This window comes from Mycobacterium sp. 1165196.3 (assembly GCF_001673415.1).
GTDB lineage: Bacteria > Actinomycetota > Actinomycetes > Mycobacteriales > Mycobacteriaceae > Mycobacterium > Mycobacterium europaeum_A.
The window spans coordinates 17659-42056 of the sequence record NZ_LZLU01000072.1; the positions used below are offsets into that span (position 1 = coordinate 17659).

20 protein-coding genes and 1 rRNA gene are annotated in these 24398 nt (G+C 68.4%); 11 read left to right on the top strand and 10 right to left on the bottom strand.

Annotated features, from left to right (window positions below; genetic code table 11):
• The first annotated feature begins 59 nt into the window (after positions 1-59).
• Positions 60-172: ribosomal RNA gene (rrf, locus tag A5659_RS07095) — 5S ribosomal RNA — on the top strand.
• A 46-nt stretch (positions 173-218) separates the two neighbouring features.
• Here rrf and A5659_RS07100 read toward each other — a convergent pair.
• A complete protein-coding gene (locus A5659_RS07100; RefSeq protein WP_067180031.1) occupies positions 219-710 on the bottom strand; it encodes a methylated-DNA--[protein]-cysteine S-methyltransferase in 492 nt (163 codons plus the stop codon).
• Between the two features lie 79 nt (positions 711-789).
• Positions 790-2277 carry a DNA-3-methyladenine glycosylase 2 family protein gene (locus tag A5659_RS07105; RefSeq protein ID WP_066864604.1) on the bottom strand — a complete coding sequence of 496 codons (1488 nt, stop codon included), beginning with the start codon at positions 2275-2277 and terminating at the stop codon, positions 790-792.
• 227 nt (positions 2278-2504) lie between these two features.
• On the opposite strand from A5659_RS07105, the gene A5659_RS07110 reads away from it, so the two are divergent.
• Complete coding sequence (locus tag A5659_RS07110; RefSeq protein ID WP_066864607.1) at positions 2505-3578, top strand: GGDEF domain-containing protein; 1074 nt, start codon at positions 2505-2507, stop codon at positions 3576-3578.
• 25 nt (positions 3579-3603) lie between these two features.
• Here A5659_RS07110 and A5659_RS07115 read toward each other — a convergent pair whose 3' ends face one another.
• Positions 3604-4503 (bottom strand): LysR family transcriptional regulator, encoded by a 900-nt coding sequence (locus A5659_RS07115; protein WP_067180034.1) that lies wholly within the window; start codon positions 4501-4503, stop codon positions 3604-3606.
• Positions 4504-4592: 89 nt separating this feature from the next.
• On the opposite strand from A5659_RS07115, the gene A5659_RS07120 reads away from it, so the two are divergent.
• Entirely contained in the window at positions 4593-5822 is a 1230-nt protein-coding gene (locus A5659_RS07120; protein ID WP_197497944.1) for an MFS transporter, read from the top strand.
• A 17-nt stretch (positions 5823-5839) separates the two neighbouring features.
• Here A5659_RS07120 and A5659_RS07125 read toward each other — a convergent pair whose 3' ends face one another.
• Both A5659_RS07125 and A5659_RS07130 read right to left on the bottom strand, forming a co-directional pair.
• Positions 5840-6214: a hypothetical protein gene (locus A5659_RS07125; protein ID WP_082975941.1), complete on the bottom strand. Its 375-nt coding sequence runs from the start codon at positions 6212-6214 to the stop codon at positions 5840-5842.
• 59 nt (positions 6215-6273) lie between these two features.
• Positions 6274-7908 carry an adenylate/guanylate cyclase domain-containing protein gene (locus tag A5659_RS07130; protein ID WP_066864623.1) on the bottom strand — a complete coding sequence of 545 codons (1635 nt, stop codon included), beginning with the start codon at positions 7906-7908 and terminating at the stop codon, positions 6274-6276.
• Between the two features lie 45 nt (positions 7909-7953).
• Here A5659_RS07130 and nucS point away from each other — a divergent pair, with 45 nt between their 5' ends.
• Positions 7954-8625, top strand: a complete 672-nt coding sequence (nucS, locus tag A5659_RS07135) for an endonuclease NucS (RefSeq protein WP_066864626.1) — start codon at positions 7954-7956, stop codon at positions 8623-8625.
• A gap of 23 nt (positions 8626-8648) precedes the next feature.
• The gene (locus tag A5659_RS26815) at positions 8649-8957 is read left to right on the top strand and encodes a hypothetical protein (protein WP_082975945.1); all 309 of its coding nucleotides are present in this window, start codon (positions 8649-8651) and stop codon (positions 8955-8957) included.
• An 11-nt stretch (positions 8958-8968) separates the two neighbouring features.
• Here A5659_RS26815 and mce read toward each other — a convergent pair whose 3' ends face one another.
• Positions 8969-9436, bottom strand: a complete 468-nt coding sequence (gene mce / locus A5659_RS07140) for a methylmalonyl-CoA epimerase (RefSeq protein WP_082975947.1) — start codon at positions 9434-9436, stop codon at positions 8969-8971.
• Positions 9437-9514: 78 nt separating this feature from the next.
• On the opposite strand from mce, the gene A5659_RS07145 reads away from it, so the two are divergent.
• Together A5659_RS07145 and A5659_RS07150 are read left to right on the top strand one after the other, a co-directional pair.
• Positions 9515-10708 (top strand): acetyl-CoA C-acetyltransferase, encoded by a 1194-nt coding sequence (locus tag A5659_RS07145; protein WP_066879060.1) that lies wholly within the window; start codon positions 9515-9517, stop codon positions 10706-10708.
• A gap of 179 nt (positions 10709-10887) precedes the next feature.
• Positions 10888-11805: a tetratricopeptide repeat protein gene (locus A5659_RS07150; RefSeq protein WP_067180042.1), complete on the top strand. Its 918-nt coding sequence runs from the start codon at positions 10888-10890 to the stop codon at positions 11803-11805.
• Between the two features lie 3 nt (positions 11806-11808).
• Here the strand turns inward: A5659_RS07150 and glgB are convergent, their stop codons facing one another.
• The gene (gene glgB / locus A5659_RS07155) at positions 11809-14004 is read right to left on the bottom strand and encodes a 1,4-alpha-glucan branching protein GlgB (RefSeq protein ID WP_067142782.1); all 2196 of its coding nucleotides are present in this window, start codon (positions 14002-14004) and stop codon (positions 11809-11811) included.
• A gap of 1 nt (position 14005) precedes the next feature.
• On the bottom strand, positions 14006-16120 hold the full coding sequence (locus A5659_RS07160) for an alpha-1,4-glucan--maltose-1-phosphate maltosyltransferase (RefSeq protein WP_231997762.1): 2115 nt from the start codon (positions 16118-16120) through the stop codon (positions 14006-14008).
• Between the two features lie 227 nt (positions 16121-16347).
• Between A5659_RS07160 and glgP the strand changes: the two genes are divergently transcribed.
• A complete protein-coding gene (glgP, locus tag A5659_RS07165) occupies positions 16348-19008 on the top strand; it encodes an alpha-glucan family phosphorylase (protein WP_067180045.1) in 2661 nt (886 codons plus the stop codon).
• A gap of 11 nt (positions 19009-19019) precedes the next feature.
• On the opposite strand, the gene A5659_RS07170 is transcribed toward glgP, so the two are convergent.
• The gene (locus tag A5659_RS07170) at positions 19020-21020 is read right to left on the bottom strand and encodes an ATP-dependent DNA helicase (protein WP_156748885.1); all 2001 of its coding nucleotides are present in this window, start codon (positions 21018-21020) and stop codon (positions 19020-19022) included.
• A gap of 11 nt (positions 21021-21031) precedes the next feature.
• Complete coding sequence (locus A5659_RS07175) at positions 21032-22351, bottom strand: nicotinate phosphoribosyltransferase (protein ID WP_066879066.1); 1320 nt, start codon at positions 22349-22351, stop codon at positions 21032-21034.
• A 66-nt stretch (positions 22352-22417) separates the two neighbouring features.
• Here A5659_RS07175 and clpS point away from each other — a divergent pair, with 66 nt between their 5' ends.
• From clpS to A5659_RS07190, 3 genes are read left to right on the top strand one after another with little or no spacing between them, the layout of a single operon-like run.
• Positions 22418-22723 carry an ATP-dependent Clp protease adapter ClpS gene (clpS, locus tag A5659_RS07180; RefSeq protein WP_066867352.1) on the top strand — a complete coding sequence of 102 codons (306 nt, stop codon included), beginning with the start codon at positions 22418-22420 and terminating at the stop codon, positions 22721-22723.
• A 24-nt stretch (positions 22724-22747) separates the two neighbouring features.
• A complete protein-coding gene (locus A5659_RS07185) occupies positions 22748-23326 on the top strand; it encodes a DUF2017 domain-containing protein (protein ID WP_066867350.1) in 579 nt (192 codons plus the stop codon).
• A gap of 16 nt (positions 23327-23342) precedes the next feature.
• The gene (locus tag A5659_RS07190; RefSeq protein WP_067180047.1) at positions 23343-24380 is read left to right on the top strand and encodes a P1 family peptidase; all 1038 of its coding nucleotides are present in this window, start codon (positions 23343-23345) and stop codon (positions 24378-24380) included.
• Positions 24381-24398 lie beyond the last annotated feature (18 nt).

Genomic DNA, 24398 nt, shown 5'->3' on the forward strand with positions numbered 1-24398 from the left:
AATTCACGGCAGCAATGCCGCGAACACCGCACCCCCCACCAAACAAATTTAAATAGAGTTACGGCGGCCACAGCGACAGGGAAACGCCCGGTCCCATTCCGAACCCGGAAGCTAAGCCTGTCAGCGCCGATGATACTGCCCATACGGGTGGAAAAGTAGGACACCGCCGAACATACACAAAAACACCCCCGGCAACGGGGGTGTTTTTGCATGCGCAATTAGTCGAAAAGTGTCAAAGTCACCCGTTGCTTTTCTAATTCGAGCAATGTGCGCTTTCGGCCGAGTCCGCCGCCGAAGCCCGTAAGGCTTCCATTGGCACCGATGACGCGATGGCAGGGAACGACGATGGCGATCGGGTTGTGGCCGTTGGCCAACCCGACTGCGCGCGCGGCGCCCGGCGCTCCGATCTGCTCGGCGATTTCGCCGTACGAGCGCGTTTCGCCGTAAGGAATGGTCAGCAGCGCCCGCCATACTCGGCGCTGAAATTCGGTGCCGCACAGGTCGAGCTCGACATCAAAATTCGTCAGCTCGCCGGCGAAATACGCGGCGAGTTGTTCGACAGCCTCACCGAACGCCCGGGGGTTCGGTGACCAGTCGGCGCGGCTCGGTTCATAAGTCTGGTCGACCATTCGCAGATTGGTCAGCACGGAGCCGCGACCGGCCAGGGTCAGCAGCCCGATCGGGCTGTCGATGGTGCGGTACTCGATCATGTGCGCCACTCCTCTCCCCGCAAGCGGGAGGTCCCCCCGCAAGCGGGAGGTCCCCCCGCTGCCTCGTCGCCGGCGTGAATCATGCGACCTCCTGTGGCGGCCAATGGTTTACCGGATGCTCGAGAGTGGTCCAAAGGTATTGGGTGGCATAGGAACGCCACGGTCGCCACCGCGCGGCGCGTGCGGCGAGGGACCGTTCGTCGGACGGCAGGCCCAGCTGTTCGGCGGCCAGGCGCACGCCCAGATCGCTGGCGGGAAACGCGTCGGGATCGCCGAGGCCGCGCATGGCGATGACCTCCGCGGTCCACGGGCCCACCCCGGGCAGGGCGAGCAGTTGCGTTCGGGCCCTTTCCCAGTCGCACCCGGGGCTCAGCACCACACTGCCGTCGGCGAGGCCGGCGACCAAAGCGCTCAGGGTTCGTTGCCGGGCTCTGGGCACCGCCAGATGAACCGGATCGATCTCGGCCAACTGCTCGACGGACGGGAAGGTGTGGGTCAGCGATCCCTCCCGATCGTCGATCGGCTGCCCATAGGCAGCGACCAGGCGGCCCGCATGGGTGCTCGCCGCCTTGGTGGACACCTGCTGGCCCAGCACCGCACGCACCGCGAGCTCGGCCTCGTCGACCGTGCGCGGAATTCGCTGTCCGGGCGCCTTGGCTACGACGGCGGCGAACTCGTCGTCCGCGCCGAGCGCATCGTCCACGGCTTGCGGGTCGGCATCGAGGTCCAGCAGACGCCGGCAGCGCGCGATGGCCGTCGTCAGATCGCGAAAGTCGTCGAGCACGAGCACGCAACGGACGTGATCGAGGGCGGGCGTCAGGGCGACGATCGCGTTGCCGAACGGCAGGCGCAGGCTGCGCCGATAGGCGCCATCGCGGATCTCCTCACAACCGGGAACCGTGCCCGCCGCCAGATGACCGAAGACACCGGCGTACGCGAAGGGCGTGCGCACCGGGAGCCGGAGGCTCACCGTGCCAGGCGAATTCGGGGCCGACGCGGCGCGTGTCACCGCGCGCCGCCGCAGCGCGCTGGGTGTGTTCTCGAACACCGAGCGCACGGTGTCGTTGAACTGACGGATGCTGGAAAAGCCCGCGGCGAATGCGACGTCGCCGAACGGCAGATCCGTCGTCTCGATCAGCACGCGCGCGGTTTGCGCCCGTTGCGCGCGGGCCAGGGCTAGCGGGCCGGCCCCCACCTCGGCCTGCAGGAGGCGCTCCAGCTGCCGGGTGGTGTAACCGAGTTCGGCGGCCAGGCCGGTGACTCCCGCACGGTCCACCGCGCCGTCGGCGATCAGCCGCATCGTTCGCGCCACGATGTCATCCCGCACGTTCCATTCCGGAGACCCCGGGGAGGCGTCGGGGCGGCACCGCTTGCACGCGCGGAAGCCGGCGCGCTGCGCGGCCGCCGCGGTCGGATAAAACCGCACGTTCCGGGCGAACGGTGGCCGCACCGGGCAGCTGGGCCGGCAATAGATCCGGGTGGTCAGCACCGCGGTGACGAACCAGCCGTCGAACCGGGCGTCCTTCGACTGGACGGCGCGGTAGCAGCGTTCGAAATCGTCGTGCACGGTTCCACACTTACACCCAGCCCCCGACAAAACTGGCGGAAAAGCGACATCGTCGTGGGATGCACCCGCGCGACCTATTCAACCTGGTGGGCGGTGCACCATCCGATGCGCCTTTCTCGTCCATTCGAGCTATTTCCAGCGCGCGATGGTATTAACTGTGACGCAACTCGCTGGCTCCTTTGCTATCGCCCGAACCGGGGTGAGCGAGTTCGGGGAAAGGCGAACCGATGACGCGGCTAGCGACGTGGTGGGCGCAAGACGACCACTTCGATTGGCTGACAGGTTATTTGCAGGCCCACGGGCTCAGCACGAGCACCCGCAGGGTTCTCGCCGTGGTGGCGTCCTCGTTGGTATTGGTGCCCGTCAACGTGCTGTACGGGCCCGTCCCGTTGTATCCGCGTGTGGCGCTGGCGGTTTCGGTCGTCGCCGCCGTCTTGGGGCTGGGCATGGCGGCGTTGTGGTTGAGCGGGTGGCCCACCCGACGACAGTCCATCTTCTACATCCTGACCGGCGCCATATCCATTGGTGGCGGTTGTCTGTGGCAGCCTCAGCCACTCGTGGGGCTGATGTCGTGCTCGGCGTTATCGGTCACCGGCGGGTACATCGCGTTCTTCCACACGGTCCGGCTCATGGCGCTGAATTTCGTTCTGGCCAGCGCGATCGGGGCCTGGCAGGCGGTGCGGCTGGCCGCCAGCGGACAGACCCTGCTGGCCTTCACCGGTTACTTTCTGGTCCTGGAACTCAACGTGGTCGTGCCGCTCGCCATCCAGGTCGTGGTGCGCGCGCTGTGGATGGACCTCTTGCGCGCCAACCGTGACCCGCTGACCGGTCTGCTGAACCGGAGAGCCTGCGACCGGGCCATTGTCGGCCGAATGCTGGCCGGCGCCCATCACATGTTTCTGGCGGTCGCCATGGTCGATCTCGACCGCTTCAAAGAGCTCAACGACAGTCGCGGACACGCCGCCGGCGACGAGGCGCTGATCGCTGTGGCGGGCACCTTGACCACCGCGTGCGGCGAGACCGCTGTGGTCGGGCGAGTCGGCGGGGAGGAATTCCTGGTCGCCGACATCGTGACGACAGAACAGCTGCCGGACTGGGGTCGGCAGCTCTGCGACGCCGTGGCCGGGGTGGACGTGTCGGTGACCGCCAGCGTCGGAATCGCCACGCTGGCGCTGAGCAACGTGGTCTCGGACTACGCCGAGCACGCGTTTCACCAGTTGGTCGCCCATGCCGACACCGCGATGTACGAGGCCAAGCGGTGTGGCGGTAATCAGACCCGGCACCACCAGATCGCGGTCTGAGCGGTACCCGCGGGGCGCGTTGCGTTCAGCTGATCGGATCCTTCGGCGAGTGGTGTTCTACCGCCGCGGCGGCCGCGATGAAGTCGCGTGCCGAGCGAGACAGCGGTCGATCGGAATTCCAGATCATGCCGACATCGCGATCGGCGTCGGCGTCGGCCAGCCGCAGCACCCGCACCCCCGGCGCGTACTCGCTGCCGTCGATGGGCACCAGACTGACGCCCAGTCCCGCGGCGACTAGGCCGGCGACCGTCGTGAGGGTCGGGGCCTCCAATCCGATGCGGGGCCGAAACTGCGCTGCCGCACAGAGCTCGTCGAGCAGTCCCCGCATGCCGAATCCGCGGTGCATCGTCACGAAGCGCTCGTCGGCCAGATCGATCATGGACACCGCCGCACCGTGCGAAAAGCGGTGGTCCTGGGGCACGGCGATGCCCAGCCGTTGACGAAACAGGCTGCGCCAGGCCAGCGTTCGTTTGCGCGGCCGTGGCGATACCACGCCGATGTCGACGACTCCGGACCGCACGCGATCGCCGATCGACTCGGCGGGCCCTTCCTCCAGCGCGAACGTCACCCGCGGTGACGATTCCCCGAACTTCGCGATCAACCTCGGAACCACCGTCGATCCGAACGAGCTCAGAAAGGCCAACCGGATCTCGCTGACGGCCGGGTTTGTCAGGTCATCGATCTCGCGCCGGGCCGAGTCGAGCTCGAGCTGGGCCCGCCGCGCGTGCTCATAGAAGATCCGGCCGTACGTGTTGAGGGCAAGGCGCCTGCCGTGCCGGTCGAACAGCGGCGTCCCCACCTGCTGTTCCAGGCGCGCCAGCATCCGGGTCAGCGTCGGCTGGGCGACATGGAGCTGCTGTGCCGCCGCCGTGACGTGCTGCAATTCGGCGAGTGTGATGAACCACTCGTAGTCGCCGTCCGACATGCAACCACCTCTGCTTATGTGTTTCACGCATCATAAGCACCGAAATAATTCATTTCCTTTTCAGCTGCACGGCCCGAAGCATTGTTGGCATGCCTCACGTCGTCGCGCATCGGGCCGGATCCAGGGGATATCGGCGCATGACGATCGCGCTGTACGGTGCCGGCCTGTCCAGTTTCGCCGCCATGTACTGCACGCAGGCGCTGCTCCCGGCATTGTCGGCGTCCTACCGGATCACGCCGGCGACCGCGGCGTTGACGGTTTCGCTGACGACGGGCATGTTGGCGCTGTCGATCATTCCGGCGAGCGTGCTGTCCGAGCGCTACGGACGCATCACCGTGATGCTGACGTCGGGCATAGCGTCCAGCGTTATCGGGCTGTTGCTGCCGCTGAGTCCCACCCTCGGCGTGCTACTGGCCGGCCGCGCGCTGCATGGCGTCGCGCTGGCCGGTATACCGGCGGTCGCCATGGCATTCCTGGCCGAGGAGGTGCACGCCTCGTCGCTCGGTTCGGCGATGGGCCGCTACGTCGCGGGCACCACGGTGGGAGGGCTGGTCGGGCGGATCGTGCCGTCCCTGGTCGTCGACGTCAGCAATTGGCGGGTCGCGCTGTTGGTGTGCTCGGTGATGACGCTTGCCGGCACGGTCGTGTTCGCCCTGTTGGTGCCCCGGTCGCAGTTCTTCAGCCCGAAGGCGGCGAGCGTGCGCGACACTGTGCGCAACCTTGCCGCACATGTGCGAAACCCCGTGCTGCTGAAGCTGTTTGCCTTGGGTTCGGTGGTGATGGGGGCGTTCGTCACGGTGTACAACTACCTCGGATACCGGCTGACGGACCGGCCCTTCGGATTGGCCTCCTCGGTGGTCGGGCTGTTGTTCGTGCTGTACCTGGTGGGCACCTGGACGTCGGTGGTGGCCGGGCGGCTCGCGGACCGCAGGGGCCGCCGGCTCGTGCTCGGCTCGGCATTGCCGATCACCGTGGCCGGCCTGCTGCTCACCGTCCCGCACGCGCTGGCCGTCATCGTCATCGGTGTCGGCGTGTTCACCGGCGGCTTCTTCGCCGCGCACACCGTCGCCAGCGGCTGGGTGGGTGCGGTGGCGCAGCGCGACCGCGCGGAGGCCTCGGCGCTGTACCTGTTCAGCTACTACCTGGGCGGATCGGTGGCCGGCGCCTTGGGCGGCGTCGTGTACGGCAGCGGCGGCTGGCCGGCGACCATGTTGTTCGTGGGCGGGCTGCTGGCCGCCGGTACCTTGCTCGTCGCAATGTTAGTGCGGCAGACGGCAACTCGGCCCGATGCGCGCCTGGCCGTCGCCGTCGCCCGATGAACCGCTAGGCCTGCGCCTCAGCCGGGAGGCGTTCCGACGCACACGCCACCGGCGCAGGCACCCGCACCGCCCGGTCCCGCCGACGCCCCGGCACCCGGGACGCCCGCGCTGGCCCCGCCGGGTCCGGCGCCGGCCCCCGAACCGCCCGGTCCGGCGGTGGTCGCACCGCCCGGCCCGACGCCCGGTCCACCGCCACCCGGTTCGCCGGTCCCCGGCGCCGTCGGAGCGGTTGTTGTGACGCTCGCCGGCGTCGTGACGGTGGTGGTGACGGTCGACGTGCTGGGGTTCTTGTTGTCCTTGCCCGAGCTGCAACCCGCGGTCAACGAACTCAAGGCGATCGCCGCGGCGATTCCCGCGGCGACCGAAACACGGGTGACTCCACTACCGGTCATGCGCAAACCAATCTCTGAGGGGTCAGTTCTTGTGTCCCTCTACCCATTCCGGTCTGATATCAACCGTGTCCGGCCGACGGGTCGTCCACCGCGACGGGCACCGCCAGTCGGGTGGGACGCTCATGGCCGCGCAGGGTCACGCTGTCGCCCAGAGACCAACGCGCCCGCTCGGTTTCGCTGGCGCGCTCGATCGCGTCGGCCGTCGCGAGCAGCCGGCTCGCGTGCGCCTTGGCCAGCTCGCACAGCCGGGCCGCCTCGTTGACCGGCTCACCGATCACGGTGTATTCGAAGCGCTCCCTGGCACCGACGTTTCCGGCCACGGCTTGGCCGGCCGCCACGCCGATGCCCGCCGACAGCTCAGACATTTCGTTGGCCAGCCGTTCGGAGATGCTGCGCCCGGCGGCAAGGGCCGCGTCTTCCGGTGAATCAAGGCGGTTGGGAGCCCCGAAGATCGCCAGCGTCGCATCGCCCTCGAACTTGTTGACCAGCCCGCAATAACGGTCCACCTCTTCGACGACGATCCCGAAAAATTGGTTGAGCACGGCCACCACCTCGGCCGGCGGGCGGCTGGTCACCAACTGGGTGGAGCCGATGATGTCGATGAATACGACTGCGACATGGCGTTCTTCGCCGCCCAGCTTCGGCTTCTCGCGTTCGGCGGCCAGGGCCACTTCGCGCCCCACGTGGCGGCCGAAGAGGTCGCGAACGCGTTCGCGCTCGCGCAGTCCGTTGACCATCGCGTTGAAGCCGCGCTGCAGCTCGCCGAGTTCGGTGCCGTCGAATACCACCAATTCGCCGCGCAGATCACCCTTTTCGACGCGCTGAAGCGCGGCCCGCACCACGCGCACCGGTGTCGCGGTCAGCCACGCCAGGATCCACATCAGGATGCAGCCGAAGATCAGCGCCGCCGACGACACGATCAGGACACCGACTGCGAACTGGGTCTGGGTGAGATTGTTCAGCCAGATCTCGAACAGCGTCAAGAGCGCGATGCCGATGACCGGAACACCTGAACCGAGGAACCACACCGTCATGGTCCGGCCCATGATCCCGGCCGCCAGCCGACGGGGCGGCGGACCGGCCTCGAGCGCCTGAGCCGCCACCGGACGCAACGCGAACTCGGCGAGCAGATAACTGCCGGTGGCCACCAGCACACCGCAGAAACTCACCCCGACCAGGAAGCGGGGGATGAACATCGTGTTGACCAGGCCGTAGAGGACCGAATACAGCACCGCCCCGGTTCCCCACAGGACGAGGTCGACCAACGCGATCCGCCACGGGGCGATGAACGTGTTGCGTTCGTCCTCGGGCGTCGGCGCGCGCTCCTCGATGGCCCACCGCAACGCCAGCACGGTCCTGCGGGTGATCCAAAACGTGCCCAGCGTCAGCGCCAGCAGGATGTAGGCCGGTGACACCCCGAACGTGAGCCACGCCGGTGCGTCGTCGAAGATGCTCGGTACCGGGATGGCGACTGTGACCAAGATCAGCCCCGCGACGATCCCGACCAGGTTCGCCCCCAGCACCAGGACGGTCATGATGATCTGGATGCGTACCCGGCGACGGCCCTGGCTTTCCGACACCCGCCCCAGCAGCAGGGAGCCGTACGCGGGCGTGGCCGGCAGACGGCCGCTCTGACGGGTGACCCGCTCGAGCACCCGGCCTATTCGCTGCGCCACGGACTGGTTGGCCGACATGGTGGCGTCAGCCTAATTTGTCGGCGACGCTCTAAGGTGAGTCGGGTGCGTCTAGTGATCGCTCAATGCACCGTGGACTATGTCGGCCGGCTCACCGCGCATCTGCCCTCCGCACGCAGGTTGTTGTTGTTCAAGGCCGACGGATCGGTCAGCGTGCACGCCGACGACCGCGCCTACAAGCCGCTGAACTGGATGAGCCCGCCGTGCTGGCTGACCGAGGAGCCCGGTGATCAATCGCCGGTGTGGGTGGTCGAGAACAAGGCGGGCGAGCAACTGCGCATCACCGTCGAGGAGATCGAACACGACTCCAGCCACGAACTCGGCGTCGACCCCGGCCTGGTCAAGGACGGCGTCGAAGCGCACCTGCAGGCGCTGCTCGCCGAGCACGTGCAACTGCTCGGCGAGGGATACACGCTGGTTCGCCGCGAGTACATGACGGCCATCGGTCCGGTCGATCTGCTGTGCCGCGACGAACACGGGGGCTCGGTGGCGGTGGAGATCAAGCGGCGCGGCGAGATCGACGGCGTCGAACAACTCACCCGGTACCTGGAATTGCTCAACCGCGACACCGTGCTCGCGCCGGTCCGGGGAGTGTTCGCCGCCCAGCAGATCAAACCGCAGGCCCGCACGCTCGCCACCGATCGCGGTATCCGTTGTCTGACATTGGATTACGACAAGATGCGCGGCATGGACAGTGACGAGTACCGGCTCTTCTGACGGTTCGCCACTACACTGACCGGATGGCTCGGCGCCGCCCCCCGCCACGTCGGCAGCGGCCGTTGGCGCCGCCCCCGGCCCTGCGGCGGGTGGAGGTCGGCCCGGACGGCCACGAGTACGAGGTTCGGCCCGTACCGGCGGCCCGGGCGGCCAAGACCTATCGGTGTCCCGGCTGCGACCACGAAATACGTTCCGGCTCAGCGCATCTGGTGGTATGGCCCACCGATTCGACGCTCGCAGGCGGCCCCGGACAGGTGGAGGACCGCCGGCATTGGCACACGCCGTGCTGGACGCACCGCGCTACCCGCGGTCCGACCAGGAAGTGGTCGTGAGGGTCGGCGTCTCAGGCGGCCGGCTCGACGAGCTCGATCAGGACTCCGCCACCGTCCTTGGGGTGGATGAAGTTGATCCGCGAGTTTGCCGTGCCGCGCCGGGGCGCGTCGTAGATCAGCCGCACACCCTGCTCGTGCAGCTGGGCGACCAAGGCGTCGAGGTCGCTGACCCGAACGGCCATCTGCTGGATGCCCGGCCCGCGCTTGTCGAGGAACTTGGCGATCGTCGAGGACTCGTCGATCGGGGCCATCAACTGGATCTGTGCGGTGCCCGCCGGAGCGCCGCGCACAGCCAGCATGGCTTCGCGGATTCCCTGCTCCTCGTTGACTTCCTCGTGCACCAGGATCATGCCGAGGGTGTCGTGGTACCAGTCGATGGCGGCGTCCAGGTCGGCGACTGCGATGCCGACGTGATCGATCGCCGTCACCAGTGAGGTGGCCAGGATCTGACGGGCGTCAACTTGATCGGTCGTCATCACATAACGGTAACCTGGCGGCAAAGATTGCGCTTCCCCGGGAGGCCGAACCGGCCGTCGGCGCAGGATTAGGAGAGTGTCATGACGACGTCGGTGATCGTTGCTGGAGCACGGACACCCATCGGCAAGCTGATGGGTTCGCTGAAGGACTTTTCGGCCAGCGATCTGGGGGCGATCGCGATCGCCGGGGCGCTGGAAAAGGCCTTCCCAAATGTTCAAGAGCCGGGTTCGCTGGTCGACTACGTGATCATGGGCCAGGTGTTGACGGCCGGGGCCGGCCAGATGCCGGCACGCCAGGCGGCCGTGGCGGCCGGGATCGGCTGGGACGTTCCGGCGTTGACCATCAACAAGATGTGTCTGTCCGGCATCGACTCCATCGCGCTGGCTGACCAGCTCATTCGCGCCGGGGAGTTCGACGTCGTGGTGGCCGGCGGCCAAGAGTCCATGACCAAGGCGCCGCACCTGCTGATGGACAGCCGCTCGGGCTACAAGTACGGCGATGTGACGGTGCTGGACCACATGGCCTACGACGGCCTGCACGACGTGTTCACCGACCAGCCGATGGGCGCGCTCACCGAGCAGCGCAACGACGTCGACCAGTTCACCCGGCAGGAGCAGGACGAGTTCGCTGCCCGGTCGCACCAGAAGGCCGCCGCGGCATGGAAGGACGGCGTCTTCACCGACGAAGTGGTGCCGGTCAACATCCCGCAGCGCAAAGGCGATCCGCTGCAGTTCACCGAGGACGAGGGGATCCGCGCCAACACCACCGCCGAGTCGCTGGCCGGCCTCAAGCCGGCCTTCCGCCGTGACGGCACCATCACCGCCGGATCGGCCTCCCAGATCTCCGATGGCGCCGCCGCGGTGGTGGTGATGAGCAAGGCCAAGGCACAGGAGCTGGGGCTGAGCTGGCTGGCAGAGATCGGTGCGCACGGCGTGGTGGCCGGGCCGGATTCCACGCTGCAGTCGCAGCCGGCCAACGCGATCAAGAAGGCGATCGCCCGTGAGGGCATCTCCGTCGACCAGCTCGACGTCATCGAGATCAACGAGGCGTTCTCCGCGGTGGCGCTGGCCTCGACCCGCGAACTGGGCGTGAATCCCGACCTGGTCAACGTCAACGGCGGCGCGATCGCCGTCGGGCATCCCATCGGGATGTCGGGAGCGCGGATCACTCTGCACGCCGCCCTGGAATTGTCGCGACGCGGCTCCGGATACGCCGTCGCGGCGCTGTGTGGGGCCGGCGGACAGGGCGACGCGCTGATTCTGCGCGCGGGTTAGCCGCCCGATCGGACGTTTGCCGACGTTGCTGGCGCGGCGCGCCGGTGGCCGATTGTGATCTTCGTCATATTTGCCGATCACGGGGCTTTTCGTGGGCGTTTTCGGCCCGCTGCGTCGCCGTCTGAGCGGCTCCGCCACCGGGTGGATGGGTAGCCCGTCCGCATGACAAACTTGACGGCGTGACTCGTCCGCGACCTCCTATCGGCCCCGCCCTGGCTGGTGCGGTCGATCTCTCCGGTCTCAAGCAACGGGCCCAGCCCGCGGCCGGCCCAGCCGCAGGGGCCACACAGTCAGCCGCCGACGGTGACCCCGGCATCATCGCGGTCACCGAGGCCAATTTCGAGGCCGAAGTCCTGCTGCGGTCCGAGGAAGTGCCCGTCGTGGTGTTGCTGTGGTCGCCGCGCAGCGATGCGTGTGTCCAGCTGCTCGACACGTTCGCCGGGCTGGCCGCCCAGGACAATGGCAAGTGGTCGTTCACCACGGTCAACGTCGACGTCGCGCCCCGGGTGGCGCAGATATTCGGTGTCGATGCCGTCCCGACCGTGGTGGCATTGGCCGCCGGGCAGCCGATCTCGAGTTTTCAGGGGATGCAGCCGACCGAGCAGTTGCGCGGCTGGCTGGATCAGATTCTCTCGGCGACCGCCGGAAAGCTTAGGGGCCCAAGCGGTTCCGCGGAGGCCGAGGCGGTCGACCCGGAGCTGGCAGCGGCCCGCCAGCAGCTGGAAGACGGCGACTTCGAGGCGGCTAAGACGTCGTATCAGTCGATCCTGGACGCCAATCCGGCCAACGCCGAAGCCAAGGGCGCGATCCGGCAGATCGAATTCCTCACGCGCGCAACCGCGCAACGCCCGGACGCCGTTGCCGTGGCCGACGCCGCGCCCGGTGACATCGAAGCCGCCCTCGCGGCGGCCGACGTGCAGATCCTCAACCAGGAGGTCGGACCCGCCTTCGATCGCCTGATTGCTTTGGTGCGCAGCACATCCGGCGACGACCGCACCCGAGTGCGCACCAGGTTGGTCGAGCTTTTCGAGCTATTCGACCCGACTGACCCCGAGGTCGTCGCCGGGCGGCGCAACCTCGCCAACGCGCTGTACTGAGGTTTACTCGGGGGCCAGCCACAGCGCCGACGTGGGCGGCAGCACCAGCAGTGCCGAGGCCGGCCGGCCGTGCCAGGGGTCTTCCGTGGCGTCCACCCCGCCCATGTTGCCGATCCCCGTACCGTTGTAGGCCGTCGCGTCGGTGTTGAGCACCTCGCGCCACCGGCCGGCCGAGGGCAGGCCCAATCGGTATCCGCCGTGCTCGGCGCCCGCGAAGTTGAACACACAAGCCATCACCGAGCCGTCCTTGCCGTACCGCAGGAAGCTCAGCACGTTGTTGCCCGAGTCGTTGGCGTCGATCCAGGAGTAGCCGTCTGGCACGGTGTCCTGGCTCCACAGCGCCGGGTGAGTGCGGTAGATGTCGTTGAGGTCGCGGACCAGGCGCAGCACCCCGTTGGAGAACCCCTGCTCGTCGAGCTGCCACCAATCCAGGCCGCGCTCCTCGGACCACTCGGCGCGCTGCCCGAATTCCTGTCCCATGAACAACAATTGCTTGCCCGGGTGCGCCCACTGGTAGGCGAGCAAGCTGCGCAGCCCGGCCGCCTTGACGTGGTTGTTGCCCGGCATGCGGCCCCACAGCGTGCCCTTGCCGTGTACCACCTCGTCATGGCTGATCGGCAGCACGTAATTCTCGCTGAACGCATAGAGCATCGAGAACGTCATCTCGTGGTGGTGGTAGCTGCGGTAGATGGGATCGCGGCTGATGTAGTCGAGCGTGTCGTGCATCCAGCCCATGTTCCACTTCATCGAAAAGCCCAGGCCGCCAAGGTTTGTCGGCCGCGTCACGCCGGGCCACGAGGTGGACTCCTCGGCGATGGTGACGATGCCCGGGGCGGTCTTGTGCACCGTGGCGTTCATCTCCTGCAGGAACTGCACCGCCTCCAAGTTCTCCCGGCCGCCGTAGATGTTCGGGGTCCAGCCCCCTTCGGGGCGGGAGTAGTCCAGGTAGAGCATCGAGGCGACCGCGTCCACCCGCAGGCCGTCGATGTGGAACTCCTCGAGCCAGAACAGCGCGTTGGCCACCAGGAAGTTACGCACCTCGCGACGGCCGAAGTCGAATACGTAGGTGCCCCAGTCGAGTTGCTCGCCCCGCTTGGGGTCGGAGTGCTCGTAGAGCGGCGTGCCGTCGAAGCGGCCCAGCGCCCAGGCGTCCTTGGGAAAGTGCGCCGGCACCCAGTCCACCAGTACGCCGATGCCGGCCTGGTGTAAGGCGTCGACCAGGGCCCGGAATTCGTCGGGGGTGCCGAACCGCGATGTCGGCGCGTAGTACGACGTCACCTGGTAGCCCCACGATCCGGCGAAGGGATGCTCGGCGACCGGTAGCAGCTCGACGTGGGTGAACCCGTGTTCCACAACGTAATCCGTCAGCTCGCGGGCCAACTGGCGGTAGTTCAGTCCGGGGCGCCAGGAACCCAGGTGCACCTCGTAGGTGCTCATCGGTTCGAACACCGGGTTGCGCCGCGCGCGCTCGGCCATCCAGTCGGCGTCTTCCCACGTGTAGCTGCTGCGCGTCACCCGGGATGCGGTGTGCGGCGGCACCTCGGTGGCGAACGCCATCGGGTCGGCGCGCTCGGTCACGACGTCGTCGGCCCCGTGCACCCGGAACTTGTACAGCCCCTCGACGGGAAAGCCGGGCCAGAACAGTTCCCAGACCCCCGATGAGCCCAACACCCGCATCGGGGCTTCGCTACCGGTCCAGCCGTTGAACTCACCGATCAGATTGACGCCCTTGGCATTCGGCGCCCATACCGCGAACGACACCCCGTTGACCACGCCGTCGGCCGTGGTGAACGAGCGCGGATGCGCGCCCAGTACTTCCCAGAGCCGCTCGTGGCGTCCCTCCCCGAACAGGTGGAGGTCGACCTCGCCCAGGGTCGGCAAGAAGCGGTAGGCGTCGGCGACGACGTACGGCTCCGCCCCCTCATAGGTGATCTGCAACCGATAGTCGATCAGGTTGACGAACGGCAGCGCGACCGCGAAAAGCCCGGATTCGATGTGCTGCATCGGGAACCGATCGTCGCCGACGAGTGCGACGACTTCGGTCGCGTGCGGCCGGTACGCCCGAATGACGGTGTGGTCGGCGTACTCGTGCGCCCCGAGAATGCTGTGCGGGTTGTAATGCGTGCCCCCGATCAGGCGCGAGAGGTCGGCAGGGTCGGGTGCCAGGAGCGCCCCGGCGAGTTGGTCGGTTTTGCTCATGTCACAATCCCTCCGGTCCGTTTGGTGGCCTGCGCAGCAGGATCCCCCGCGCGTCGTGCGGTATGAGCGGCATATTGATGATGTGCGCAACCGCCTGCCCGGGATCGATGCGAACGTAATTGGCTTGGCCCCACTGGAATTCCTGGCCGGTGATCTCGTCGCGCACCCAAAAACGCTCGTAGGGCTCCATACCCAGAGCCTCCATATCTAAAAACAGCGTCGCCTCCTCGGCGCCGAACGCGTTGAGCGTCACCACCACCAGGACGCAGTCGCCGGTCACCGGGTCGAACTTGGAATAGGCGAGCAGCGCATCGTTGTCGATGTCATGGAAATGAATCGTGCGCAGTTGCTCCAGCGCGGGGTGCAGTCGGCGAATCGCGTTGAGCTGCGTGATGAATGGCTCCAGCGATCGCCCCTCGGCCAGCGCGGCGGCGAAATCGCGGGGCCGCAACTCATACTTCTCGGAGTCCAGGTACTCCTCGCTGCCCTCCCGCACCGCGCGATGTTCGAACAGTTCGTAGCCGGAGTACACCCCCCACGCCGGACCCATGGTCGCCGCCAGCACCGCTCGGATCGCGAACATGCCGGGTCCGTTGTGCTGCAGGATGGCGTGCAGGATGTCCGGGGTGTTGACAAACAGGTTGGGGCGCCGGAAGTCTGCCGCGGCGGCGATGGCCTCGCCAAACTCAGTGAGCTCCTGCTTTGCCGTGCGCCAGGTGAAATAGCTGTAGGACTGGGTAAACCCGAGCTTGGCCAGGCCGTACTGGCGGGCCGGGGGCGTGAAGGCCTCCGACAGGAACAGCACGTCGGGGTCGATGCCCTTGACCGTGGCGATCAGCCAGGCCCAGAAGTCTGGCGGCTTGGTGTGCGGGTTGTCGACGCGGAAGAACTTGACGCCGTGGTCCATCCAGTGCCGGACCACGCGCAACACCTCGTCGTAGAGGCCGGCGGGGTCGTTGTCGAAGTTGATCGGATAGATGTCCTGGTATTTCTTCGGCGGGTTCTCCGCGTAAGCGATTGTGCCGTCCGGCAATTCGGTGAACCAGTTGCGGTGATCGCGCGCCCACGGATGATCCGGTGCGCACTGCAGCGCCAGGTCCAGCGCGACCTCCATGCCTAACTCGCGGGTGGCGGCGACGAAGGCGTCGAAGTCCTCGATGGTCCCCAGATCCGGGTGCACGGCGTCATGTCCGCCCTCGTCGCTGCCGATCGCCCAGGGGGAGCCCACGTCTCCGGGCGCCGCGGTCGGGGAGTTGTTGCGCCCCTTGCGATGTACCTTGCCGATCGGGTGGATCGGCGGCAGGTAGACGACGTCGAAGCCCATCGCCGCGATGCGGGGAAGCTGGGCGGCCGCCGTGGCGAACGTGCCGTGCACGGGGTTGCCGTCGGCGTCCCACCCACCGGTCGAGCGGGGAAACATCTCATACCAGGAGCCGAACCGGGCCAGCGGCCGGTCCACCCAGACGCCGTACTGCTCGCCGCGGGTGACCAGATCGCGCAGCGGGTAGTCGGCCAGGATTTCCTCGATCTCGGGGCCCAGCGCCAGCGCGGTGCGGGTGACCGGGTCGCCCGGCTCGCGCAGCGCGGCGGCGGCGGCCAGCAGCGGCTCGCGCAGTGCCCGCGGCACGCCCGTCGCCGCGCGTTCGAAGAGCCCCGCACCGACCAGAAGGTCGTTGGACAACTCGGTCTCACCCTGACCGGCGTCCAGCTTGGCGACCAGCCCGTGCCGCCACGAGTGGATCGGGTCGCCCCACCCGTCGACCCGGAAGGTCCACAGCCCGACCTGATCGGGGGTGAACTGACCGTGGAACACGTAGGGTTCCGGACCCATCGTCATCGGCAGCAGCAGCGGTTTGATCCGTTGCTGGTCGACCTTGCCGTCGCGCTGGGTCGCCGGCTTGGTCGGGGCCGCAGCGGCCTTGATCCGGCGGGTCTCGCTCACCTGCGGGTAGCCGGGGCCGAGGTAGCGCACGACCAAGGTCGCCGCGACTGCCTCGTGGCCTTCTCGCCATACCGCGGCGCTGACCGGGACGACTTCGCCGACCACGGCTTTCGCGGGATACGCGCCACAGGAAACGACCGGTTGGACGTTATCGATCTCGACACGACCGGGCACCAGCACTCCGTTCCGATTGTTTGCGGCCATGCCCGCGATGTGCTCCGTGCGGAATGCCGCTCGTCGGGAAACTTCCTGTCGTGAGGAAAATTTCTGGGCAGGGAAGCATCGTTGCGACCCCGATTACTACCCGATACCCACCCTAGTCTCCGGTCACACACCGCCGGGGAAATGCGGTGCGTCCGGTCGCCGTGCACGGGCCGGGAACCTCAGTAAGGTAGGGACGCGTGAAAGCCCTCCGCCGGTTTACCGTCCGTGCTCACCTTCCGGAGCGTCTGACCGCGCTGGACCAACTGTCGACCAACCTGCGATGGTCGTGGGACAAGCCCACTCAGGAGCTTTTCGCGACCATCGACTCTGACCTGTGGGAGCGGTGCGGCAGCGATCCGGTGGCGTTGCTGGGCGCGGTCAAACCGGCGCGGCTCGATGAGTTGGCGCTCGATGAAGCCTTCCTGCGCCGGCTCGACGAGCTGACCGCCGATCTCAACGACTATCTGAGCCGCCCGCTGTGGTACCAGCAGCGGCAGGAGCAGGGCGCCGAGATGCCGGCCGCCATCGCGTACTTCTCGATGGAATTCGGCATCGCCGAGGTGCTGCCCAACTACTCCGGTGGCTTGGGAATCCTGGCCGGCGACCACCTGAAGTCCGCATCCGATCTGGGCGTGCCGCTGGTGGCGGTGGGCCTCTACTACCGGTCCGGGTATTTCCGGCAGTCCTTGACCGCCGACGGCTGGCAGAACGAGACCTACCCGTCGTTGGATCCGCAGGGCCTGCCGTTGCGGCTGCTGACCGACGCGACCGGCGAGCCGGCGCTGGTCGAGCTGATGCTGCCGGACTCCGCGCAGCTGCACGCGCGGATCTGGGTCGCCCAGGTGGGCCGGGTTCCGCTGCTGCTACTCGATTCCGATGTCCCCGAGAACGAGCACGACCTGCGCGGCGTCACCGACCGCCTGTACGGGGGCGACCAGGAACACCGGATGCGCCAGGAGATCCTCGCCGGCATCGGTGGGGTACGGGCGATCCGCGCCTTCACCGGCATTCACGGCCTGCCCGCGCCGGAGGTGTTCCACATGAACGAGGGCCACGCGGGTTTCCTGGGAGCCGAACGCATTCGTGAACTGATGACCGGCTCGGGATTGGACTTCGACACCGCGCTGACGGTGGTGCGCTCCAGCACGGTGTTCACCACCCACACCCCGGTGCCCGCCGGCATCGACAGGTTTCCCGTCGAGATGGTGCGGCTGTACTTCGACGACCACGCGGGCGACGGCGCGAAATCCGGTGACAAGGCCGCGAGATCGGATGCGACCGGTGCGCCCGCGTTGCTGCCGGGGGTGCCGACCGCTCGCATCCTGGCGCTCGGCGCCGAGGACGACCCCACCAAATTCAACATGGCCCACATGGGTTTGCGGCTGGCCCAGCGCGCCAACGGCGTCTCGTCGTTGCACGGCCGGGTGAGCCGGTCCATGTTCAACGAGCTGTGGCCCGGCTTCGACGCCAGCGAGGTGCCGATCGGCTCGATCACCAACGGAGTTCATGCACGCACCTGGGCGGCGCCGCAGTGGCTGCAGCTGGGTCGCGAGCTGGCCGGGTCGGATTCGTTCAGCGATCCGGGGGTTTGGCTGCGGCTCAAGCAAGTCGACGCGGGGCACCTGTGGTGGATCCGCTCGCAGCTGAGGTCCCTGCTGGTCGACGACGTCCGGCAGCGGCTGCGTCGCTCCTGGCTGGAACGGGGTGCCTCGGACGCCGAATTGGGTTGGATCGCAACCGCATTCGATCCGGAGGTGTTGACCATCGGCTTCGCGCGACGGGTGCCGACCTACAAGCGGCTGACGCTGATGCTGCGCGATCCGGCTCGGCTGGAACAGCTGCTGCTCGACTCCGAACGACCGATCCAGCTGATCGTGGCCGGTAAATCCCACCCCGCCGACGACGGCGGAAAGGCGTTGATCCAGCAGGTGGTGCGCTTCGCCGACCGGCCCGAGGTGCGCCACCGCATCGCCTTCCTGCCCGACTACGACATGTCGATGGCGCGGCTGTTGTATTGGGGCTGCGACGTGTGGCTGAACAATCCGCTGCGGCCGCTGGAGGCTTGCGGCACTTCGGGAATGAAGAGCGCGCTCAACGGCGGGCTGAACCTGTCCATCCGCGACGGCTGGTGGGACGAATGGTACGACGGCGAAAACGGTTGGGAGATACCGTCCGCCGACGGCGTGACCGACGAGGCGCGGCGCGACGACCTGGAGTCCAGCGGGCTCTACACGCTGCTGGAAGAAACCGTCGCACCGAAGTTCTACGAACGCGACGAACACGGTGTGCCGCCCCGCTGGATCGAAATGGTGCGTCACACGGTGCAAACGCTCGGTCCCAAGGTGTTGGCGTCGCGCATGGTGCGCGACTACGTCGAGCAGTACTACACGCCCGCGGCGCAGTCGTTGCGCAAGACGATCGCGCCAGTCGAGGGCGCCGAGGATGCGGCGAGCGGCGGCGAGTTCGGCGCGGCCCGTGAGCTGGCCGCCTACCGCACGCGCGCCCAGGAGGCCTGGCCCAAGATCGTCATCACCGACGTCGACAGCACCGGACTGCCGGACAGCCCGGTGCTCGGCTCCAAGCTGACCCTGACCGCGACCGTCCAGCTGGCCGGGCTCGCGCCTGACGAGGTCACCGTCCAGGCGGTGGTCGGGCGCGTCGACGCCAGCGACGCACTGCTGGAGCCCGTCACCGTCGAGATGTCCTACGCCGGCACCGCCGAGGGCGGCAACCAGGTGTTCTCGACGACAACGCCGCTGCCGCTGGCGGGATCGGTCGGCTACACCGTGCGCGTGCTGCCCCGCCATCTGATGCTGGCGGCCAGCAACGAGCTCGGACTGGTCACCCTGGCCCGCTAGCCGGAAGCGGGTCAGGCCGACAGGCCCTGCTCGGCCGCGGGCGCGGTGCGCAGCCGCTGCAGCGCCTGGCGCACCTGCTCGCCGTTGGTGGTCTGCCAGAACGGCGGAAGCGACGCCCGCAGGTAGCCGCCGTAGCCGGCGGTGACCATGCGCGAGTCGAGCACCGCGACCACTCCCCGGTCGGTGACGCGGCGCAGCAGCCGCCCCGACCCCTGCGCCAGCAGCAGCGCCGCATGACTGGCCGCGACGGCCATGAAGCCGTTGCCGCCGCGGGCCGCGACCGCGCGCTGCCGCGCGCCCAGCAGGGGGTCGTCGGGCCGGGGAAACGGGATGCGGTCGATCAGCACCAGGGACAGCGACGGCCCGGGCACGTCGACGCCCTGCCACAGCGACAGGGTGCCGAACAGCGACGTCTGGGGGTCGGCGCTGAACTGCTCGACGAGTGCCGAGGTGCTGTCGTCGCCCTGACACAACACCGGCGTGGACAGCCGGCCGCGCATGGCCTCGGCGGCGGCACGGGCCGCCCGCATCGACGAGAACAGCCCCAGGGTGCGCCCGTCGGCGGCGGTGATGAGTTCGGCGATTTCGCTCAGCTGCTCGGCCGATCCGGTGCCGTCGCGTCCCGGTGGCGGCAGGTGCGCGGCCACATACAGGATTCCGGCTTTGGCGTGCTGGAACGGCGAACCCACATCCAGGCCGCGCCACCTCGCGTCGTCGTCCGCACCGGTCAGCCCCCACGCCGTGGCCATGGCGTCGAACGAGCCGCCGATGGTCAGCGTGGCCGACGTGAGCACGACCGTCGAACGCGAGAACACCCGGGACCACAGCAGCCCCGCGACCGACAGCGGGGCCACCCGCAGCACCGGGCGCGCCGCGCCCCTGATCTCCTCGTGCTCCAGCCACACCACGTCGGTGCGGTCGGGGATGGCCGGGCCGAAGGATGTGAGCACGCGCGACGCGGTGTCCGATATCTCGCTCAGCGCCGCAACGGCTTCGGCGCGCGCCGACGCCGCCTTCGGGTCGTTCGTGCGCTCGATCGCCGAGCGCGCCGCCGTCGTCACGTCGCGCAGTGCCGTCAAATAGGTCGCCAACTCCTCGTCGAGGCGATCGATGCGGCCCGGCGTGCCGTCGTGGATGACCGAGGCGAAGTTGGCCGTCGCCGCCTCCAGGCGCTGGATCAGTTCCGGCTCCACCAGGCGGGCGATCCGCCGGGCGGTCACCCCGAGGGCGGCCGACGTCAGCTCCGCGGTGGCCACCGACGTCACCCGGTCGACCAACTCGTGCGCCTCGTCGACGACCAGCAGCGCGTGCTCGGGCAGGACCGCCGATTCGGCCACCGCGTCGATGGCCAGCAGCGCGTGGTTGGTGACGACGATATCGGCCTGACCAGCACGACCGCGCGCGCGTTCGGAGAAGCACTCGGTACCGAACGGGCAGCGCGCCACGCCGAGGCATTCCCGCGCGGACACGCTGACCTGCGACCAGGATCGGTCCGGCACGCCGGGCTTGAGGTCGTCGCGGTCACCGGATTCGGTGCTCGACGCCCACTCGGTGAGCCGTTGCACGTCGCGGCCCAGGGCGCTGACGGCCATCGGGTTGAACAGTTCCTCCTGCGGCCGGTCGTCGGCATCCTCGCCGTCGGCCGCCGCGCCGTTGTGAATCTTGTTCAGGCACAGATAGTTTCGCCGCCCCTTGAGCAACGCGAACTGTGGGCGGCGCGGCAGCGCATCGGCCAGCGCGTCGACCAGCCGGGGTAGATCGCGGTCGACGAGCTGGCGCTGCAGAGCGATCGTGGCCGTGGACACGACGACGGGGGAGTCGTCCTCGAGGGCGTGCACGAGCGCGGGCACCAGATACGCGAGCGACTTGCCGGTACCGGTGCCGGCCTGCACCACCAGGTGCTCCTCGGTGGCGAAGGCCCGCGCCACCGCGGCGGCCATCTCCTGTTGGCCGCTGCGTTCACTGCCGCCGAGCGCGGCCACGGCGGCGGCCAGCAGCTCGGACACGGACACGTCGGACGTGGCTACCCTCTTCGCTGGTCGGGAATCTGCGTCGTGGTGACCGCGGGATCGCCATGCGACAAATTCAATCCCTCCCACGGCAGACTGCGCAGCCCGGAAGTTACCAGCTCGCGCGCCGCCGCGAGGTTCGGTTTGGACACCAGCTCGCCACCGCGCACCAGCGGGACGGTCAGCACCCGGGCCGGTTCGGAGACGGCGGGCTGCTGTCCGGCCGGATACACCACCTCCTCGATGATGGTGCCGGAGTCGCGGGACAGCCGCAGCGCCTCCTTGTGTCCGCCGTGAGATTCCTTGTGGCTGCTGCGCTTTTGCACCGGCATGCCGTCCACCTCGACGAGTTTGTAGACCATGTTCGCGGTCGGGGCGCCCGAGCCGGTCACCAGCGACGTGCCCACGCCGTAACTGTCCACCGGTTCGGCGGCCAGGGCCGCAATGGAGAACTCGTCGAGGTCACCGGAGACCACGATGCGGGTCCGGGTGGCGCCCAGCTCGTCGAGCTGCCGGCGGACCTGACGGGCCAGCACGCCCAGCTCGCCGGAGTCGATGCGCACCGCGCCGAGCCCCGTACCGGCGGCGGCGACGGCATTGGCCACCCCGGTCGTCACGTCATAGGTGTCCACCAGCAGGGTGGTGTCCACGCCGAGCGCGTCGACCTGTGCCCGAAACGCCGCCAGTTCGGTCGATTCCGTGGGTGAGTCGGCGCGCGCATGCAGCATGGTGAACGCGTGCGCGGAGGTGCCCTCGGCGGGTATTCCGTAGCAGCGCTGCGCCTCCAGGTTCGAGGAGCCGTCGAAGCCGGCGATGTAGGCCGCGCGGGCCGCGGCGACCGCCGCCTGCTCGTGGGTTCGCCGCGACCCCATCTCGATGAGCGGGCGTCCCCTGGCCGCGCTCACCATCCGCGCCGCGGCCGAGGCGACGGCGGTGTCGTGATTGAAAATCGACAGCGCCAGCGTCTCGAGCACCACGCATTCGGCGAACGTCCCGCTCACCGACAGCACCGGGGATCCGGGGAAGTACAGCTCGCCCTCGGCGTAGCCGTCGATGTCGCCGCCGAACCGAAATTCGCGCAAGTAGCGCAACGTATCTGGGTCGAGGAACTGCCCCAGCGACTGGCACGCCTGGTCGTCGAAGGTGAACTGGGGCAGCGCCTCGAGCAGCCGGCCGGTGCCGGCGACCACGCCGTAACGACGTCCTTGGGGAAGCCGGCGTGCGAAAAGCTCGAAGGTGGTCCGTCGATCGGCGCTGCCGTCGCGCAGCGCCGCCGCCAGCATCGTCAACTCGTACTTGTCGGTCAGCAGCCCAGTAACGACCGGGTCGTTCATCCCATAACGGTATCGGCTGCCCTCGGGTCTCGGAAACGTCGTCCAACCCTCGGTATCGTGTAGGCCATGGTTGTTATGTCAGCGCCCACTAAGCCGGGCACTACAGGACAACGAGAGTCCGCTCCGGTAGAGGCCACGGCGAGCCCGTGGGTCACGATCGTCTGGGACGACCCGGTCAATTTGATGACCTACGTGACCTATGTGTTCCAGAAGCTGTTCGGCTACAGCGAGCCGCACGCCACCAAGCTGATGCTGCAGGTGCACAACGAGGGCAAGGCCGTGGTGTCCGCCGGCAGCCGGGAGTCCATGGAAGTCGATGTGTCCAAGCTGCACGCCGCCGGTCTGTGGGCGACGATGCAGCAGGACCGCTGACGGTCGAGGCGCTGGCGATTCCCGGTGCGCAAATGGAAGCGGGTCGAGACCGCTGACGGTCCCCGTTTTCGGTCGTCGCTGGCCTCGCACGAGGCCGCCCTGCTCAAGAATCTGGCCACGGCGATGATCGGCCTGCTCGACGAGCGCGAATCCGCTTCGCCGGCAGACGAACTCGAGGAGATCACCGGGATCAAGACGGGCAACGCCGAACCGCCGAAAGATCCCACGTTGCGTCGGCTGCTGCCCGATTTCTATCGGCCCGACGATGACACCGAGCCGTCCGAGGCCGCGGACAGCCTGAACGCCGCCCTGCGCAGCCTGCACGAGCCCGGCATCGTCGACGCCAAACGCGTTGCCGCACAGCGGTTGCTGAGCACGGTTCCCGACGACGGCGGCCGCTTCGAGCTCACCGAGGACGACGCGAACTGCTGGATCGCAGCGGTCAACGACATCCGGCTGACGCTGGGAGTCATGCTCGAGGTGGGACCCGACGGCCCGGAGCGCCTGCCCGCCGACCATCCGCTGGCCGTGCACTTCGACGTCTACCAGTGGCTGACCGTGCTGCAGGAGTACCTGGTCCTGGTGCTCATGGGGTCCCGATGACCGCGTCGGGCGACCGGTGAACGCCATCACCGACGTCGGGGGCATCCGCGTCGGCCACTACCAACGACTGGACCCCGACGCGTCGCTGGGCGCCGGCTGGGCCTGCGGCGTCACCGTCATACTCACCCCGCCGGGAACCGTCGGCGCCGTCGACTGCCGCGGCGGTGCGCCCGGCACCCGCGAGACCGACCTGCTGGATCCGGCCAACACCGTGCGGTTCGTCGACGCGGTGCTGCTCGCCGGGGGCAGCGCCTTCGGCCTGGCCGCCGCCGACGGCGTCATGCGCTTCCTGGAAGAACACGAGCGCGGCGTGGCGATGGACGGCGGTGTGGTCCCGATCGTGCCGGCAGCGGTGATCTTCGATCTGCCGGTCGGGGGTTGGCGGTGCCGCCCTACGGCGGAGTTCGGTTACGCGGCCTGTGCTGCCGCCACCGACGCCGAGTTGACCGTCGGGACCGTCGGCGCCGGGGTGGGCGCGCGCGCCGGGGCGCTCAAAGGCGGCGTCGGGACCGCGTCGAAGGCGCTGCCGTCCGGTGTGACCGTCGGGGCGGTCGCCGTGGTGAACTCCGCCGGCGAGGTCGTCGACCGGAGCACCGGCCTGCCGTGGATGATGGACCTGATTCAGGAATTCGGGCTGCGGCCGCCGCCGGCCGAGCAGGTCGACGCGCTCGCCGGTTTGGCGTCCCCGTCGGATCCGGTGGACAACCCGCTCAACACCGTCATCGCGGTGGTGGCCACCGACGCCGCCCTGAGCGCGGCGGCGTGCCGGCGGGTGGCGATCGCCGCGCACGACGGCCTGGCCCGCAGCATCCGGCCGGCGCACACCCCGGTCGACGGTGACACCGTGTTCGTACTGGCCACCGGGGCGGTCGAGGTGCCGCCCGCGACGGACGCGCCCGCCGCCTTCTCGCCGGAGACCCGGCTGGCCACCGAGGTCGGCATCGCCGCCGCCGATTGCCTGGCCCAAGCGGTGCTGGGTGGCGTGCTGGCCGCCGAATCGATCGCCGGCATACCGAGCTATCGCGACGTGCTGCCCGGCGCTTTCGGTCGATGAGAGGCGACCGGCCGCGGC